This is a genomic window from Acinetobacter brisouisimilis (assembly GCF_000368265.1).
In the GTDB taxonomy this organism is placed as follows: Bacteria; Pseudomonadota; Gammaproteobacteria; order Pseudomonadales; family Moraxellaceae; genus Acinetobacter.
The window spans coordinates 87,111-103,500 of record NZ_KB851217.1; the positions used below are offsets into that span (position 1 = coordinate 87,111).

Genomic DNA, 16,390 nt, shown 5'->3' on the forward strand with positions numbered 1-16,390 from the left:
TCCTTATTTTTATGCTGATGGAGTAATCCACGTCGGGCTTTGCTTATTCAAAAAGGCATTTAAACCCTCTTTCGCCTCAGATCCTTGGCGAACATGAGCAATATGTTGTGCAGTCTGTAAAAGAAGTTGCTGCGTTAATTCTTTTTGATCGACCAGTTGAATCAGCTGTTTCGATGCGGCTTGGGCCTCTGGACCACCCAATAGCAAAGCTTGTACGATTTCATCAACTTTGTGATCTAGTTCATCTGCTGTTGTGATTTCATGTGCCAAACCAATATTGAGCGCTTGCTCTGCTGAAATGCGTTCTGCGGTCAGGAAGTAACGTGATGCCTGACGAACGCCAATGGCGCGAATTACATATGGGCTGATGGTCGAAGGTGCTAAACCTAAACGCACCTCAGAAGTTGCAAATTTAGCATCTGTGCTGGCGATACAAATATCACAGGCTGATGCTAGACCCATACCTCCACCAAAGGCTATTCCGTGCACTCGGGCAATGGTTGGCTGTTTTAAAGTGGCCAAACTATGTAACATCGTTGCCAGTTTCAAGGCATCTGCTTCATTTTCTGCCTGAGATGCTTGTCCGGCATGTTTCATCCAGTTTAAATCAGCTCCCGCAGAGAAACTTTTACCACGTCCCGCCAGAATGACCACACGCACATCATCACGCTCATTGAGCTGGGTAAAACAGTGATGTAATTCTTCAATCACCTGAGTGTTAAACGCATTATGCAATTCTGGGCGATTCAACCAGATATAAGCCACTTGGTCACGGTGTTCAAGTTGTAAAAATTGATAGCTCATGTGACACCTCTTACATGCGGAACACGCCGAATTTAGTTGGATGGATGGGTGCATTCAAGGCTGCAGCCAGACTTAAACCGAGCACATGACGGGTTTGTATCGGGTCAATTACACCATCATCCCACAGGCGGGCAGAGGCATAATAAGGATGGCCTTGCTTCTCAAATTGATCACGGAACGGTTGTTTAAACTGATCTTCTTGTTCTGCTGACCAAGTTTCACCGCGCTGTTCAATTTGATCGCGTTTTAATGTTGAAAGTACGCTCGCGGCTTGTTCCCCGCCCATCACAGAAATACGTGAGTTTGGCCAAGTCCATAAGAAACGTGGTGAATACGCACGACCACACATTCCATAGTTACCTGCACCAAAAGAACCGCCAATAATTAGAGTGAGCTTAGGCACATTCGCATTAGCGACCGCCATCACCAGTTTGGCACCATGCTTGGCAATACCTTCATTTTCGTACTGGCGTCCCACCATAAAACCAGTGATATTCTGAATGAATAACAGCGGAATATTCCGCTGGGTACATAGCTCAATAAAATGTGCGCCTTTTTGTGCCGATTCTGCAAATAAAATTCCGTTGTTAGCAATAATCCCAACTGGCATACCGTACAGTGAGGCAAAGCCAGTCACTAGGGTCGAGCCGAAACGAGCTTTAAACTCATCAAAACGTGAACCATCAACAATTCGTGCAATGACTTCACGAACATCAAACGGTTTACGTGCATCACTAGGTATCACACCATAGAGCTCTTTGGCATCAAATAAAGGTGCTTCAATATTTTCGTCTATTTTTTGAGGTTTTTTATTGAGATTGGCTACTACATTACGGGCAAGTGCAATGGCATGCCGATCATTTTCTGCCAAATAGTCTGCTACACCAGACAATCGCGTATGCACATCCCCACCCCCTAAATCTTCGCTGCTGACGACTTCACCTGTTGCCGCTTTTACCAAAGGCGGGCCGCCGAGGAAAATCGTACCTTGATTACGTACAATAATGGTTTCATCTGACATGGCCGGAACATAAGCGCCACCAGCAGTACAGCTCCCCATCACGACAGCGATCTGAGCGATGCCTTGGCTCGACATACGGGCTTGATTGTAGAAAATACGACCAAAGTGATCGCGATCCGGAAACACTTCATCCTGAAGTGGAAGGTAAGCACCACCCGAATCGACTAGATAAATACAGGGTAGATGGTTCTGTTCGGCAATTTCTTGTGCACGTAAATGTTTTTTTACTGTGAGCGGATAGTAGGTTCCGCCTTTGACCGTAGCGTCGTTGGCTACGATCATACAAGTCACACCATGTATGAGTCCGACACCTGCGATTACACCTGCTGCGGGAATATCATCCTGATAGACTTTATAGGCAGCTAATTGACCAATTTCGAGAAAAGCTGTTCCTGGATCGATCAAGTGATCAATTCGCTCTCGTGGTAATAATTTGCCGCGTGCCAGATGTTTTTCACGGGCGATTTCGCCTCCACCCAGAGCAATGTGCTGTGTCACATTTTTAAGATCATCTACCAGTGTTTGCATGGCTTGCTGGTTAATTTTAAAGTCTTCACTTCGAATATTTATTTTGCTTTTTAATTGATTCATAGAGAAACTTCCTTGCTATTTTATTTTTCGGGTTGATTCGAGTTATGCCGTTTCATTAAAAATTTCACGGCCAATCAACATACGACGAATTTCAGAAGTTCCCGCACCAATTTCATAGAGTTTGGCATCACGCCATAGACGTCCAGTATTGTATTCATTGATATAACCATTACCGCCCAAGGTCTGGATTGCTTCACCAGCCATCCATGTAGCTTTTTCTGCTGCATATAAAATAGCACTGGCGGCATCTTTACGTAGACCACGGTCATGATCCAACTGATCACAGGCTGCACCCACTGCATAAACTAATGCTTTACACGCTAGCCAAGTTGAGTACATGTCGGCAATCTTGCCTTGCATCAACTGGAATTCACCAAGGGCTTGTCCAAACTGTTTGCGGTCGTGAATGTAAGGAATGACTTCATCCATACATGCATCCATAATGCCGAGTGGACCAGCACTTAATACGGCACGTTCATAATCCAGACCGCTCATCAGGACTTTGACGCCATTGCCGATGCCACCAAGAACATTTTCCATTGGGACTTCAACATTATCGAAGAACAGCGGATAGGTGTTCGAGCCACGCATCCCGAGTTTGTCGAGATGTGAACCATGACTAAAGCCCAGCATATCTTTTTCAATCAGGAAAGCTGTAATACCTTTCGAACCCGCATTGATGTCGGTTTTGGCATATACCACCAAGACGTCTGCATCACCGCCATTGGTGATCCACATTTTTGAACCGTTCAGGATAAATTTATCGCCTTTTTGTTCTGCACGTAGTTTCATGCTGACGACATCCGAACCCGCATTCGGTTCAGACATGGCTAAAGCGCCAACATATTCACCAGAAACCAGTTTTGGTAGGAAACGCTGTTTTTGTTCTTCATTACCATTTCGATTAATTTGATTCACACATAGGTTAGAATGTGCACCGTAAGATAAGCCAATTGCTGCTGATGCACGAGAAATCTCTTGCATTACAATAATATGGGCCAAATATCCCAGATTGGTGCCGCCATATTCTTCACCTACGGTCATGCCGAGTAGGCCCATATCGCCAAACTTTTTCCAGAGATGGGCAGGGAAGTGGTTGTCATGGTCAACTTGGCGGGCGATGGGTGCAATTTCCTTTGCGCAGAAAGCGGAAACTGAATCACGAAGTGCGATTAACGTTTCATCGAGACCAAAATTTAAGCTTTTAAGATTCATTTCTTCATTCATCCTGGAGGTTATATTTGTTGTTCCATAAGCATTTTTGCTGTGCTTGATTTTTACAATACAATCTTTTTTTTAAAAAGTGAATCAATATTCACAAAATGATTTACAATTCATTTTATCTGGTTGAGAATAAGCCTATGAGTGGTTATAAGAGATCTTCATTGATGCAAGACCGAATGGAACAAAATCGTAAAGCGATTTTGCAATCCGCTCGCGAATTGATTGCACAGGGGGGATTGAAAGATGCACAGATCCACGCGATTGCCGAACGTGCCGGTGTTTCCAGTGGGTTGGTCTACCGTTACTTTGAAAATAAAGGGCAGATCCTCGTTGAAGTGTTATCGGAAGCGATTAAGCAAGAGGTACAGATTTTAGATGTCATTGCAGCGGGTCCGCTTACACCGAAAGATAAACTGCACAAGGCAGTAACGGCATTTGTAAAACGAGCATTGAATAGCCCTCAACTGGCGTATTCGCTCATGTTCGAACCGGCTGATCCTGCGATTGAACATGAGCGGTTTCGCAGTAAACAATTTATTAAGCAGAGCATGAAAGAGATTCTTGCCGAAGGGAAAGTGACCGGTGAGTTTGGATTTGAAGATTTGAATACAGCAGCTTTATGTGTCGTGGGAACCATGACTTTTGTGGTAATTGAACCTTTAAATCCATCTCGGAATGTAATGTTTGATCAGTCTTACCGTGATTATTTTGTCAAACAGATCGCCGATTTTTGTGTCAATGCAGTCAGCGTAAAGGAGGAAATTTAATTTAATCATCACAAAAAGAAATAGATGACAGTTTGGAAATAGTCACAACAACAAAATTAAAGTGTGCAGTAAAAATCAGAATTACAAAGAATCAAGGAGATGGATTCAATGACACAGTCAAAGTTAAGTTACGCCTATGGTGCGAGTAGTCAGCCATTATTGGGCATGACAATTGGTGAGAAGTTTGATCAAGCTTGCCAGCAATATGCCCATAATGATGCAGTGATTAGTGTGTATCAGAATAAGCGTTTAACTTATCAGGAATTACAAGCACAGGTGAACGCCTTTGCTTGTAGTTTGCTCAAATTAGGACTCATGAAAGGGGACCGTTTGGCGATTTGGTCGCCAAATTGTGTGGAATGGACGATTACACAGTTTGCAGCTTTTAAAGCGGGCATTATCTTAGTCAATCTCAATCCAGCTTATAAAAGTAATGAGTTGGAATATGTATTGAATAAGGTCTCTTGCAAAGGACTGGTTATTGGTTCGCAATTTAAAACCACGAATTATCAGGCTATTCTTACCCATATTGCTCCTGAATTACCGCACGCTGTCAATAAAGTCCTATTCTCAGAGTGTCTACCTTATCTCAAACATGTCATTAAAATTGATCAGCAAGAACATCCGGGTATCCACCGTTTTGACGACCTACTGGTTACCCCAAGTCAGAAGCAGCTCGATGAGCTGGTCAGCATTTCCAATGAACTGCAATTTGATGAAACGATCAACATCCAGTTTACTTCCGGCACGACAGGCAACCCCAAAGGCACCATGCTGACCCACAATAACATTTTAAATAATGGTTATTTTGTCGGTGAAGCGATTCATCTTACTCCGCAAGATCGTGTGTGCATTTCTGTGCCATTATTCCATTGTTTTGGCATGGTGATGGGTAACTTGGCCTGCCTAACACATGGTTCGACTATGGTGTATCCGGCGGCTGTATTTAACCCGATTGACACCCTCAAAACGATTCAGAAGGAAAAGTGCACGGCAGCCTATGGTGTGCCAACCATGTTTATTGCCATGCTAGAACAGGACAGCTTTGAAGATTTCGATCTGTCCAGCTTGCGTACCGGTATTATGGCAGGAAGCCCATGCCCGCGTGAAATCATGCAGCGCGTGATAGAACGCATGCATATGTCGGAAATCACCATCTGCTACGGCATGACAGAAACAGCGCCGGTCAGTGCCCAGACGCATATTGATGATTCAATTGAATGTCGAGTCGGTACGGTAGGGCGTGTGCATCCACATCTGGAAATCAAGATTGTGGATGAGCAGGGCAAAGTGGTTCCGCGCGGTTCACTCGGTGAGCTTTGTGTACGAGGTTATTCCGTGATGCTCGGTTACTGGGAAGATGAAGATAAAACCAAAGAAGTCGTTGATGTTGCCAAATGGATGCATACGGGTGATATTGCCGAAATGGATGATCAGGGTTTTGTCAAAATCAAAGGCCGTATCAAGGATATTGTGATTCGTGGCGGTGAAAACCTGTTCCCGAAAGAAATTGAAGATTTCCTCTATACTCATCCGGATGTCTCTGACGTACAGGTGATTGGTGTACCAGATGCCAAATATGGTGAAGAACTATGCGCCTGCATTATTTTACATGGTCATCACACCACAACGGAAGAATGCATTCGTCGTTATTGTGCAGAACATATCTCGCATAACAAGGTGCCGCGTTATGTACGGTTTTTCACCGAGTTTCCAATGACCACTTCTGGTAAGACACAAAAATTTAAATTACGTGAATTGATGCGTAAGGAATTAAATCTGGAAGAAGTGGCTTAATTCATCCTTTAGCTCTTTTGAGTCAATCTAATCCCTTTATTTCTGTAGTACATGCTACGGAATAAAGGGGGAATTGCCAATTTTAATAATAAGTTATCAATATTCAGGGAAAAAGTATGCAACCAAGGAATGACTGGACACGTGAAGAAATCCAGCACTTATATGAACAACCCTTTCTGGATCTGCTTTTTCAGGCGCAACAAGTGCATCGTGCATATTTTCAGCCTAACCAGATACAGGTGAGCACTTTACTGTCGATCAAAACTGGGAAATGCCCGGAAGACTGCAAGTACTGTTCACAATCTGCCCATTATGATTCTCAACTGGAAGCTGAGAAGCGTATTGCGGTAGAAAAAGTCGTTCAGGAAGCGCAGATCGCCAAAGCTTCTGGTTCTTCACGTTTCTGTATGGGGGCAGCCTGGCGAAATCCACATGAACGTGACATGCCATATGTACTTGAAATGGTAAAAGAGGTCAAAGCCCTAGGACTGGAAACCTGTATGACTCTGGGCATGTTGAATGCGTCGCAGGCAGAACGCCTCAAAGATGCTGGACTGGATTACTACAACCATAATCTAGATACCTCTCGTGAATATTATTCTCATATCATTAGCACCCGCAGTTTTGATGACCGTTTAAATACTCTTGATCATGTACGTCAGGCAGGTCTGAAAGTTTGTAGTGGCGGCATTGTTGGGCTAGGGGAAAACCAGCAGGATCGTATCGGTTTGTTGCATGAACTCTCGACTTTGCCCATTCATCCCGAATCTGTCCCGATCAACATGCTGGTTCCAATAGCAGGTACTCCCTTGGCAGAGCTAGAGCGACTCGATGTGACAGAATGGATACGCACCATTGCCGTGGCACGTATTCTCATGCCAAACAGTTACATCCGTCTCTCTGCAGGACGTGAATCATTAAGCGATTCGGATCAGGCTTTGGCTTTTATGGCAGGTGCCAATTCGCTGTTTTCTGGGGAAAAACTGCTGACTACACCAAATGCAGGTGCAGGACAAGATCAGCAGTTATTTAAAAAATTAGGATTGCAGGTGGAAAAAACTCGACCAACCATTGCTCAGCTCGGTATTGATGCAATGGCTTAGGTTCCACATGCTAATTTTCATAAAATTTATCTTATAACTGATTGTATTGAATAGATATTCTGCAATGAATTAATTTTTAGATATTCGCATCAACTTAAAAATAAATTAGATAAATCATAGGGTTGTTTGTTTTTAAAGAAAACCAATCATCACTGATTTAGCACATATTTATGCATGGAATATCAATAAATCAAAACAATAAGCAACGGAGCTTATTCTTAAAATGGAGTTTTATATGAAAGGATCGACTAATTTTCTGTTCAAAAGCGCATTGAGTTTTGCAACATTAATATTTGTTTCTCCAACTTATGCTGCGGTAACGGAAGAACAAATTGCCAAACTTGAGCAAGAAATTCAAGAATTGAAAGTTATGATGCAAAAACAAAAAGAAGCAGATCAAGAAGAATTAGCCAAAGTAAAAAAAGCGACTTCTGCATCTCCTTTAAATCTCACGCATCTGACGACCAAGGGCGGTGCTGAATTCGAACTTTATGGCAATATTCGTGCGGATGCCACGTATCAGGTCAAAGGCCCTAGCGCAATGTTTAATAACATCAGCACAGTACCTTTAGAACATACCGCTGCAGAAACAAACAATGCCGATAAATTTCAAAGTTCGCTGAATGCCACCCGTTTGGGTTTTAATTTTAAAGCACCGACAAGCTTGGGGCACGATATAGGTGGCAAGATAGAAATGGACTTCTTGGGAGGCAGTACTCGAGATACATTTCGCATACGTCATGCCTATATCACTTATGATCACTGGTTAATCGGTCAGACATGGTCTAACTTTAATGCCGTAGAATATTTTCCTGAAACTGTAGATGCTGCATTGTCAGTAGGTGGTTCTTTAACACGTATAGCGCAGCTCAAATATTCCAATGCGATTAATCCACACATGAATTTTGCAGTCAGCTTGGAAGATCCTAAACCTGAAACAGTCACCACCACAGGAACACAAAATTTTCAAACTGACCCTAATGCAAAACTAAAACTTCCTTCATTGACAGGACGACTAAATTATAAATTTGATAATGGTTCTGTAGTTTCTGGGCGAGCTTTTGTCACTCAAAAAGCAACTACGTATGGAAATCATGATGAATTTATTGCATGGGGTGTTGGTTTAGGTGGGAAAATTCAGTTAACACCAACGACATTACTTCGTGCTGACTACAATCATATTTTTGGTGATACTAAAAACCTATTATGGACGAACTATGCTTATGTATTTGATAAAAATGGAGATATAAAACCAAATGAATTTGATGCTGTCACCGTTGGTTTGACCCAGCAGTTTACGCCAAAAATCAGATCAAGCATCGGTCTTGGTTACATGCGTGCAAATACCAATAATTCATTTGCAAGATTAGTCCACGATGACCATAGTCAGAATAAACAATTAATTGAAGGCTGGATTAATGCTTTTTATAACCCTGTTAAACCAGTCAATATTGGCATTGAATATATGTATGGGCAACGCCAGACGTTTGACAATAAAGATGGTCTAGATAACCGAATCAATGCGACCATTATTTATGATTTTTAATTGAATCAGCATTGCTATATTCAAAATTATTTAATTTGCTGGCTTGTTCGATTCCCAAAAAGAATGACCAAGCCACAAATTATCGTATAACAGTCAAAATGCAAGGTCACAGGTAAATTTTTGATCTGCACGACCTTGTAGAACTATATGAAAATCGATCAATAAAATAAGGATATTTATGCCAGCCTATTACCAGTTACTTGGCCGTGAACAAGATGAACAAGGCATAACGACTGCACATTATCGTTCTACCCTTCATAGTCAGGGCGCATGGAATGCCCATGAACAGCACATGGCACCGGCCACGGGGATTATGTGTACTGAACTTGAACAGTTTATGCCCAGAACCGATATGCGCATTGGTCGAATTAGTCTGGATATTTGGGGGTTGATTGCTTTTGGCGAGTTTTCTATACAAACCCGGCTGCTGCGCCCGGGAAAAACTATTGAACTGATTGAATCAACCATGCAGGCCCAAGGTAAAACCTGTATTGTGGCGCGCGTCTGGCGCATGATGACGCAGGATTCCAGTGAGATTTCCGGATTGGAAGATGACAAGGTCGCGCATCCAGAAAAATTACCGGTATGGACTGGCATGCAGTCCTGGCCGGGTGGCTTTATTCAAACTCTGGAAGCACGTGCCGACGAACGACGCCGGTCAGGTAAGGGCATTGTCTGGTTGCATAATGATACGCATATGGTTGAAGGGTGCAATACAACCGATTTTGTCCGTCTTATGGGGATGGTTGATACTGCCAATGGTGTCGTACCTCGGGATCAGACATCTGAAGCAAAGTGGGCATTTCCTAATTTGGACTTGCAAATTCATTTGTACCACTGGCCACAAGGTCAATGGCTAGGCTTGGAAGTCGTACAGCAATACGGTCATGATGGCATTGGCCTGACCAGTAGTATCTTGCATGATGTACATGGCCCTTTTGGTCGCAGCGAGCAGATTTTAACTTTGCGAAAAATGAATGCTTAGGCATTCATTTTTTTGGGTATGATTCGATACAATCAAACAGTGCCGTATTTTTTAAGTCTAAGTAAAAATAATAAATTAATTCGCCCCACTTAGGTGTAGATTAATAAATAAACAATCTTTGGGCTGTTAACCTGTCGTTTTTATTGTAGATTAACCTGTGTGTCGGCATTCGGTGATGGACTATTGATGCCGCAGGATGAATTTGACGATGACAATACCTCAAAAAAGCACTAGGCAACAAATACCATCAGGCGTGTGGGTACTCGGTTTTGTCAGCATGCTGATGGATATTTCATCTGAAATGATTCATAGCCTCCTGCCCGTATTCATGCTCACGGTACTAGGAGCCAGTGCACTCGCGATTGGCCTGATCGAAGGCTTGGCCGAGGCTACCGCACTTATCATTAAAATATTTTCGGGCGTCATCAGTGACTATATCGGCAAGCGTAAAGGCTTGGCTGTGATTGGTTACACGCTAGGCGCACTCACTAAACCGCTGTTTGCTGTAGCATCCACGATTGGGCTTGTGTTGACCGCTCGGCTATTAGATCGTGCTGGAAAGGGCATTCGCGGTGCTCCGCGCGATGCCTTAATCGCCGACATTGTACCAGCACAAATACGTGGCGCGGCGTTCGGTTTGCGTCAGGCTCTTGATACTGTAGGTGCATTTCTGGGGCCTTTACTAGCAGCCGCCTTGATGTTGCTGTGGGCCAATGATTTCCGTGCGGTGTTTTGGGTCGCGGTAATTCCAGGGCTGATGGCGGTCGCATTGCTGTTATTTGGTATACGAGAGCCAGAACACCAAGAGGCGCCTAAACGCACCAATCCCATTCAGCGGGAAAACCTAAAACGCCTAAGTGGTTCATATTGGTGGGTGGTGAGTATTGGGGCAGTGTTCACGCTGGCTCGCTTTAGCGAGGCCTTTTTGGTTTTGCGTGCGCAGCAAAGCGGTGTACCAGTTGCCTTCATACCACTGGTCATGGTCGCGATGAATCTGGTCTATGCTTTGTCTGCTTATCCGTTTGGAAAATTGTCTGATCGTATGAACCATAAGGTACTGCTGGCACTTGGATTGATTGTATTAATCTCAGCCGATCTGGTATTGGCAATCAATACTCACTGGAGTGTTATGCTGACTGGTGTCGCCCTCTGGGGTGTCCACATGGGGATGACTCAGGGTTTGCTGGCGACAATGGTTGCGGATACTGCACCCGCCGACTTGCGCGGCACAGCATATGGGTTTTTCAATCTTGTCAGTGGGTTGGCTATGCTACTCGCGAGTGTACTGGCTGGGCTGTTATGGGATCGACTCGGAGCAGCGTTTACATTCTACGCAGGCGCAACTTTTTGTATCGTCGCACTCATAGGATTGGCCTGGCAGCCAATCCTGAAAATACTGAAATCATAGCTTGATTTGAAGGTATTCTGCTTAAGCAAATTTCCTATGTCTGATAAAAAGCATGACGAAATTGGATGGAATCTAAAAAACAAATTAATTTTTAGATGAAAATATGAACAACAACACCGTGTATAGAATAAAGCGTGAAACATTGATCAAATCATCAGTGTGCAACCTGATAATAAAATAAAAAAGCCTCATCAGGGATGAGGCTTTAAGTGATATTTAAAAATATTGATTTATATAAAATAAATTTGTGTAAATGTATTCTGTGAGTTATAGAAAAATTAAAAACTATACTTCATTTTCATAAAGACGATCTTGGCTGTAACTCGTCTCAGCGATGAGATCGGGATTTTTAAAACCATAGATCAATACATACCACATCGCCATGGATAACCAGCATAGTGGTCGTAATTTCTCCGTAACAGGAAAACTAATCAGAATCATGCAGCCAACGCAAATAAGTACACCCCATGTAATCAGTTTGCGCTGTTGTACTACAGGCAATTGACTCGTCAAGATCATATAGGACAGCGTCAATAACGGCAAAATAAGCACACCAAAATAATGGCTTTCTGCAATAGGTGTAATCAGTAATGACCAAATCAGAAAAGCACTAATCAAACGTATTTGATCTAACTGGCTTTGTATACGCATGGAAAAACGATACATAGAGATTAAAGAAAATAAAGCAATGCTTGCAACGAAATAATTAACCCACGCTGCTGGAACAGATAAGGTCAAGAACAGGGCTTCAAATGATTGATTTCGTGACTTGGTCGTATCAAGCAACTGTTGATAGAGATCAGTATTTGACTGTCGGTCTACATTTGATTCAACAGCCTTTGAGCCAACCACATGGAACCAGTTCATATAATCGGTTATTGTAGTATGAAAACCAATTTGTAAAGAAGGCAATAACAGCCCCAGAACAAGTAATGCAACTCCAAAGGCAAAAGCATAATTCCATTTTTTCTTAAATATAAAATACAGGATTAAACTGGCAGGAAAAACTTTAATCAATGTGGCAAAAGCTAATGATATTGCTGATAAAACGACCTGATTTCTTTGGCTATAATAAAAAGTTGCAATAGAAAAGAAAATAACAAATTCAGATGCCTGACAACGCATAATGCCAGACAATAGCAAGACACATAAGGATAATAAAGGTAAGGCAAAATACAAAAATCGGGTATTTTCTTTAGTTTCAATGCCGAGCATGCGGATGGAAAAGACAAGGCTAAAGTAGATCGCTAGAATTTCCAGAACATACCAAATAAAAGCACCTAAAGCCAAAGGCATTAAACTAAATGGCACCATCCAAATAGCAAAAGGAGGCAAATAAACATAGCGCCAGCCACGAATATTTTGCACATGATAAAGGTCCAGTTGATATAGAATCGCCTTGCCGGCTTCTGTATACACGGTAAAATCTGTGCGCTGGATATCATTCCAAGCTACTCTGTAAACTGTTGAATATGCAAAGATTAAAATAATTAATGTAATCAGCACATAATAATAAGTTCGAAATTTTGCCATTAGTCCATGCATCAGTTGGTAGGTTAGAAAATAATTTGCTCCGGTATAATCCAATATGAAAATTAAGGATTAATTAATACTTCGTATAGTTTTACGCAAATTTTATTGATTCTCCTCTGATAGCTTTTACGGGTGATATATTGTTGGTTTGTAGATCACAACCAGCTCTTTTGCTTAGTGACTTAGGCTGTCCCTAGGCTTCTTCTTATTCCGCATAACGACTAGTATGTGAATTGAGTTTTACCCTAGCCATAAAATTCTTAAATTTCTATACAGCGAGTTGTACAAAAAAACGTTTAAAAATTATCCAAATTTTATCCGCAGGAAGTGTAGATTTTTTCGATCCTAAAAGCCTTATAAAGCATATTCATATCTGCTCAAACAAGACTAGCTTAATTATTGGAAATTCATTACATTATTTATTAATGTATAATGACATTGTCATGTATATTTTTTTAAATTTTGCATGATTTTAAAGCTGACCTTTGATCCAAAAGATTAATTTTTGGGGTGCTGTTCACTATTACAGCGTAAATAGAATTCTAACTAACTCACAGAGAGCATATGCTGCAAAAAAACAAATCTATTTTTGTCTTTATTGTTCTCACTGTAGTGATCATGAATATTTTCATAATCACTTTATTGGCTTATACTTTGCACACTTCACGTGAACGCAAAGAAGCTGAAGTTAGGACTAATGTAGAAAATTTAACCTTATTACTTGAAAAAAGTATTAGTGTCAGCTCAAGAGAAATCGATCTATCTTTGTATACGCTACAGGCTTATGTAGAAAAAAGAATTACGTGATAAAAAATATATAAATAATAATGAAATTAATAACTTAATTCAAAGACAACAAGACTGGATCAGTTATGTGGCGAGAATTAATATCACAGATGAAAAAGGTCAAGTCCAGTTTGGTCATAGTGATATTAGTCGTAGACTGAATTATGCAAATTATAGTTTTTTTAAAGATGCCCAACAGCAAAATGAGGATCAGCTGTTTGTCACAAAACTGATAAGAGACCCTAATGGTCAAGGTTGGATTCATCTATTTGTACGACGTTACAACCAGCCTGATGGGACGTTTGCTGGAGTTATTACTGCCGCATTGCCAGCCAGCTACTTTAATAATCTGATTACGAAACTGAATGTAGGCTCTAAAGGTGTAGTGCTGGTTCAAGATCTGGATATGCGCATTATCGCACGCAATCCGCTGCTCCAAACCGTGAATGGTCAGGTGGGATTTGTTGGTGGTCCACCGGAACTATCTCGGCTGGTTCACTCTGGCATACAGTCTGGCACCATTTATACGCGACGTACCACAGATAAAGTTCCGCGTATTGGTACCTTTCGTAAGTTAAGTGGTATGCCTGTTTTTGTCGTAGTTGCCCTCGCTGAACAAGATTATCTGGCGCAATGGTATAACGACGTGATCAAAGCCGTGTTGTTAGAATTTATCTTCCTCTCGGTGACGACGATTGCAGCTGGGTTACTTTGGCGTCAAATTCAGGCGAGTTTTTTTGCCAATCGTCGTAGTCAGATATTATTGCGCAATGCACATGATGGTATTCATGTTCTGGATGCACAAGGAAGGCTCACTGAAGCGAGTGAGTCATTCTTTCGAATGATCGGTCATACGCCAGAAGAAGTGATTGGTCAGACGCCATCCTATTGGGATGCCTGTTATAATAAAGCCGAGATTCAAGACCTTATTAAAAATGGTATTCGCACGCCTGAAGGTGTCCGCTTTGAAACTTTTTACTATAATGCTCAAGGTGAAGCCTATCCCGTAGAAGTCAGTTTAGTACGGGTACATATTGATGACTACGAGGTATTTTTCTGCTCTGCACGCGATATTACCGAACGTAAAAAAGCAGAAGAAAATCAGCGTATTGCAGCGGCTGCATTTGACTCCCAAGTTGGGATGCTGATCACTGATCCAAACCTAAAAATTTTGCGTAGCAATCGGGCTCTTACAGAAATTACAGGTTATAGTCAGCAAGAATTGATTGGACAAACCCCTCGAATCTTACAATCTGGCACGCATGACAAAAAATTCTATGACACCATGTGGGATCATATCCGTAGTACAGGATCTTGGCAGGGTGAAATCTGGAATAAACGTAAAAATGGAGATATGTATGCACAGTACATCCTGATTGCCAGTGTCCGTGATGAAAAAGGTCAAACAACCCATTATGTCGCATCGATTACCGATATTTCTGCTTATAAAGCGTCAGAAGAAAAAGTACGCCTGCTGGCATTTTATGATTCTCTGACCAAGTTGCCAAATCGCCGCCTGTTTTTAGAACATCTTGAACAGAGCATACAAGATGCAGAAATGAAAAAGCGGCTTGGCATATTGCTGTGTATTGATCTGGATAATTTTAAAGCCTTAAACGACACTAAAGGTCATGAAACAGGGGATCACTTATTACAAGAAGTGGCAGCTCGCCTGTTAGAGTGTGTTGGCGCAAATCATATGATTGCCCGCCTTGGGAGCGATGAATTTGCGGTACTGCTTGATCAGACAAGTGCATCTGAATCAGAAGCCATCCAGCAAGCGGAAATGGTCGCAAAACGTATTTTACAGGTACTTGCTCAGCCATATTTTTTTGAAAACTCAGAATATCGCAGTTCTGCCAGTATCGGGATTAGCCTCTTTGGGATGCAGGCGCATGAAAATGTTCAGGATCCACTTAAACGTGCAGACATAGCAATGTCGGAAGCAAAAAACTATGGTCGAAATACTTATCGTTTCTTTGATCCGCTGATTCAATCTCAGGTTCAGGAACGCGCCGAAATTGATGCTGGGTTGCGTCAGGCACTCGAAAAAAATCAGCTTGTGCTGTATTACCAGCCACAAGTGAATCGTGGGCAACAGATGACTGGCGTAGAAGCCTTATTACGTTGGCAACATCCAACCAAAGGAATCATTTCACCTGCCCTGTTTATTCCCATTGCAGAAGAAAATGGCTTTATTATTTCACTGGGCAAGTGGGTGCTAGAAACAGCGTGTCAGCAATTAAGTCAATGGGCTAAACATCCAAAAACAGCCAAACTCAGCATAGCCGTGAATGTAAGCGCTAGCCAGTTTGCTCGTGATGAATTTGTCCAAGATGTGATCGAAATTCTGGAACGCACACAGGCTCCAGCACATTTACTTAAACTGGAACTCACCGAAAGCGCCTTAGTGCTGGGTATAGAAGATGTTATTGCAAAAATGATGGTTCTTAAGCATTACGGGGTAATGTTCTCTCTGGATGATTTTGGTACAGGCTATTCTTCTCTTGCCTATCTAAAACGAATTCCAATTGATCAATTAAAAATTGATCAAAGTTTTGTACGTGATATTGTGGTCAATTCCAACGATGCTGAAATTGCCAAAATTATCATTGTCTTGACAAAAACTTTTGGAATTTCTGTGCTGGCTGAAGGTGTAGAAACTGAAGCTCAACGTGATGTATTAGAAAAATATGGTTGTTATGATTACCAAGGTTATTTGTTTGCTAAACCGATGCCAATTCATGAGCTTGAGCAATATTTATTGTTTCATCGGACTCAGGATTAAATAGTTGAGTATCTATTGTTAACACGACAGTTGTCGC

General features: G+C 41.9%; 11 protein-coding genes. 7 read left to right on the plus strand and 4 right to left on the minus strand.

Annotation, left to right across the window (positions count from 1 at the left end):
* Positions 1-9: 9 nt before the first annotated feature.
* From F975_RS01205 to F975_RS01215, 3 genes are read right to left on the minus strand one after another with little or no spacing between them, the layout of a single operon-like run.
* Positions 10-804 carry an enoyl-CoA hydratase/isomerase family protein gene (locus F975_RS01205; RefSeq protein ID WP_004749602.1) on the minus strand — a complete coding sequence of 265 codons (795 nt, stop codon included), beginning with the start codon at positions 802-804 and terminating at the stop codon, positions 10-12.
* Positions 805-814: 10 nt separating this feature from the next.
* On the minus strand, positions 815-2,416 hold the full coding sequence (locus F975_RS01210; protein ID WP_004749603.1) for a carboxyl transferase domain-containing protein: 1,602 nt from the start codon (positions 2,414-2,416) through the stop codon (positions 815-817).
* 42 nt (positions 2,417-2,458) lie between these two features.
* A complete protein-coding gene (locus tag F975_RS01215) occupies positions 2,459-3,631 on the minus strand; it encodes an isovaleryl-CoA dehydrogenase (RefSeq protein ID WP_004749604.1) in 1,173 nt (390 codons plus the stop codon).
* Between the two features lie 146 nt (positions 3,632-3,777).
* Here F975_RS01215 and F975_RS01220 point away from each other — a divergent pair, with 146 nt between their 5' ends.
* From F975_RS01220 to F975_RS01245, 6 genes are all read left to right on the plus strand, one after another.
* Complete coding sequence (locus F975_RS01220) at positions 3,778-4,407, plus strand: TetR/AcrR family transcriptional regulator (RefSeq protein WP_004749606.1); 630 nt, start codon at positions 3,778-3,780, stop codon at positions 4,405-4,407.
* 108 nt (positions 4,408-4,515) lie between these two features.
* Positions 4,516-6,204 carry an AMP-binding protein gene (locus tag F975_RS01225; protein ID WP_004749607.1) on the plus strand — a complete coding sequence of 563 codons (1,689 nt, stop codon included), beginning with the start codon at positions 4,516-4,518 and terminating at the stop codon, positions 6,202-6,204.
* Positions 6,205-6,320: 116 nt separating this feature from the next.
* Positions 6,321-7,307 carry a biotin synthase BioB gene (bioB, locus tag F975_RS01230; RefSeq protein ID WP_004749608.1) on the plus strand — a complete coding sequence of 329 codons (987 nt, stop codon included), beginning with the start codon at positions 6,321-6,323 and terminating at the stop codon, positions 7,305-7,307.
* A gap of 235 nt (positions 7,308-7,542) precedes the next feature.
* Positions 7,543-8,853, plus strand: a complete 1,311-nt coding sequence (locus F975_RS01235) for a DcaP family trimeric outer membrane transporter (protein ID WP_004749609.1) — start codon at positions 7,543-7,545, stop codon at positions 8,851-8,853.
* Positions 8,854-9,031: 178 nt separating this feature from the next.
* A complete protein-coding gene (locus F975_RS01240) occupies positions 9,032-9,838 on the plus strand; it encodes a thioesterase family protein (protein WP_004749610.1) in 807 nt (268 codons plus the stop codon).
* 208 nt (positions 9,839-10,046) lie between these two features.
* Positions 10,047-11,246: an MFS transporter gene (locus F975_RS01245; protein ID WP_004749611.1), complete on the plus strand. Its 1,200-nt coding sequence runs from the start codon at positions 10,047-10,049 to the stop codon at positions 11,244-11,246.
* A 285-nt stretch (positions 11,247-11,531) separates the two neighbouring features.
* On the opposite strand, the gene F975_RS01250 is transcribed toward F975_RS01245, so the two are convergent.
* Positions 11,532-12,779, minus strand: coding sequence for a glycosyltransferase 87 family protein (locus tag F975_RS01250; RefSeq protein WP_228127395.1), 1,248 nt, complete (start codon positions 12,777-12,779; stop codon positions 11,532-11,534).
* Positions 12,780-13,653: 874 nt separating this feature from the next.
* Here F975_RS01250 and F975_RS01255 point away from each other — a divergent pair.
* The gene (locus tag F975_RS01255) at positions 13,654-16,353 is read left to right on the plus strand and encodes a bifunctional diguanylate cyclase/phosphodiesterase (protein ID WP_004749614.1); all 2,700 of its coding nucleotides are present in this window, start codon (positions 13,654-13,656) and stop codon (positions 16,351-16,353) included.
* Positions 16,354-16,390: the final 37 nt, after the last annotated feature.

Bases quoted from the DNA above. Each gene is read 5' to 3' on its own strand.
- F975_RS01205 (WP_004749602.1), bottom strand. From the start codon at position 804: ATGAGCTATCAATTTTTACAACTTGAACACCGTGACCAAGTGGCTTAT.
- F975_RS01210 (WP_004749603.1), bottom strand. From the start codon at position 2,416: ATGAATCAATTAAAAAGCAAAATAAATATTCGAAGTGAAGACTTTAAA.
- F975_RS01215 (WP_004749604.1), bottom strand. From the start codon at position 3,631: ATGAATCTTAAAAGCTTAAATTTTGGTCTCGATGAAACGTTAATCGCA.
- F975_RS01220 (WP_004749606.1), top strand. From the start codon at position 3,778: ATGAGTGGTTATAAGAGATCTTCATTGATGCAAGACCGAATGGAACAA.
- F975_RS01225 (WP_004749607.1), top strand. From the start codon at position 4,516: ATGACACAGTCAAAGTTAAGTTACGCCTATGGTGCGAGTAGTCAGCCA.
- bioB (WP_004749608.1), top strand. From the start codon at position 6,321: ATGCAACCAAGGAATGACTGGACACGTGAAGAAATCCAGCACTTATAT.
- F975_RS01235 (WP_004749609.1), top strand. From the start codon at position 7,543: ATGAAAGGATCGACTAATTTTCTGTTCAAAAGCGCATTGAGTTTTGCA.
- F975_RS01240 (WP_004749610.1), top strand. From the start codon at position 9,032: ATGCCAGCCTATTACCAGTTACTTGGCCGTGAACAAGATGAACAAGGC.
- F975_RS01245 (WP_004749611.1), top strand. From the start codon at position 10,047: ATGACAATACCTCAAAAAAGCACTAGGCAACAAATACCATCAGGCGTG.
- F975_RS01250 (WP_228127395.1), bottom strand. From the start codon at position 12,779: ATGGCAAAATTTCGAACTTATTATTATGTGCTGATTACATTAATTATT.